Here is a 1,391-nt window from a genome sequence, read left to right as displayed (position 1 = left end):
CGCGTCCGCAACCCCGGCGGGGCCAACGTGACCCGCGCCGTGCAGGGCGGCGGCCGGGCCACCCTCGCCAAGAGCGTGGAGGCCGCCCCCCAGGGCTACGCCGTCACCCTGACCCTGACGGTGGACCGTACCCTGGAAAACGTGCGCCTGACCGACCCCCTCCCGGTCGCGGCCAGCGGCGCGGCGGCGGTGCGCGGGCCGCTCACCGTGCAGGGCCCCAGCCTCGCGGGGGTGAATGCCCGCGCCGAGGGCGACAGCATCCTGCTCGCGCGGGTGATTCCGGGAACGTACACGGTGACCTACACCCTGCTGACCGACCAGGCCGCCGACGCGGTGGTCACGGCGCCGGACCTCGCCTGGTAGAGACTTGATGAACCGGAGAGTGGTGCGGTGGGGGTGAAGTGCTCTCCCTCCCTGCCCCCTCTGGCACCGACCGCTCGCCGACGCCGCTCCGGGAGAGAGGGACACAGCTCACCCCGCCGGGACCCACGCTGCGTTAAGATGGGCTCATGACGCGTGCGTGGTTCCTGGCTCCTGCCCTGGCTGTGCTGACCGCCTGCGGCACGCTGGGCATGCCCCCGGCCCCCACCACGGGGGACCTGCTGGGAGCTCCGACGTCGCTGCAACTGGGCACCCAGCGGCTGAAGGTCGAGGCCGCGCCGCAGCTGAGCGGCGAGACGCTGCGGGTGCGCGTGCGGGTGCAGGGGCCGCGCGGCGCCGAGGCGCTGCCTCCCCTCGCGGTGACGGGCGTGCATGTCGTGACCCGCGAGGGGGTGTGGTCGGCTCCCGCCGCACGGGGCAGCCGCCAGGGGTGCGGCGAGCGCCCCTGTCTTCAGTCCAGCGGCAGTGGGGCGGCGGGCCGACTGAAAGCAGGCGAGGGCGTGCAGGTCGTGGTCAGCCTGGAAGACCCCCGGGGCCGCGTGCTGTGGCTGCGGGATGCCCGCGTGACGGTTCGGGACCCGTAGCGGCGCCCACGCCCACAGAAGCAGGCCCACAGAAGAAAACAGAGCAAGAAGGAACAAGAAGGAAACAGAGGAAGTAAGCAACAGAAGAAAAGGGGGCGAGGCTGGAAGAGTCCACCTCGCCCCCTGCCCGTGTGGGTGCCCTACACCCTCACGCCCTCCTGCTCCGCCGTGACCACCCCGTCGCGTACCCGCAGGGTGTGGTCGGCCAGCGCCGCCACGTCGCGGTCATGGGTGATCAGCACGACCGTGCGGCCCTCGCGGGCGGGGGCGGTGAGCAACTCCAGCACCCGCTCACCCGTGCGCGTGTCGAGGTTGCCGGTGGGTTCGTCCGCGAGCAGGACATCGGGGTCGTTGGCCAGCGCGCGGGCGACGGCCACCCGCTGCGCCTCCCCGCCCGAGAGCTGCGACGGCAGGTGCGAGGCGCGG

General features: G+C 73.3%; 2 protein-coding genes and 1 pseudogene. 2 read left to right on the top strand and 1 reads right to left on the bottom strand.

What is annotated here, in order from left to right; genetic code table 11:
* Together QOL99_RS17060 and QOL99_RS17055 are read left to right on the top strand one after the other, a co-directional pair.
* Positions 1 to 363 (top strand): annotated as a pseudogene (locus QOL99_RS17060) (hypothetical protein); the annotation flags it as partial.
* Positions 364 to 509: 146 nt separating this feature from the next.
* Positions 510 to 965, top strand: a complete 456-nt coding sequence (locus QOL99_RS17055; RefSeq protein ID WP_285525582.1) for a hypothetical protein — start codon at positions 510 to 512, stop codon at positions 963 to 965.
* 140 nt (positions 966 to 1,105) lie between these two features.
* Here QOL99_RS17055 and QOL99_RS17050 read toward each other — a convergent pair.
* The coding region (locus QOL99_RS17050) for an ATP-binding cassette domain-containing protein (RefSeq protein WP_285525580.1) at positions 1,106 to 1,391 on the bottom strand (286 nt) is incomplete at its 5' end.

The organism is Deinococcus rhizophilus, from assembly GCF_030271215.1.
In the GTDB taxonomy this organism is placed as follows: Bacteria; Deinococcota; Deinococci; order Deinococcales; family Deinococcaceae; genus Deinococcus; species Deinococcus rhizophilus.
The sequence above is the reverse complement of the archived record's forward strand: the minus strand, read 5'-3'. Positions and strand labels throughout refer to the sequence as shown.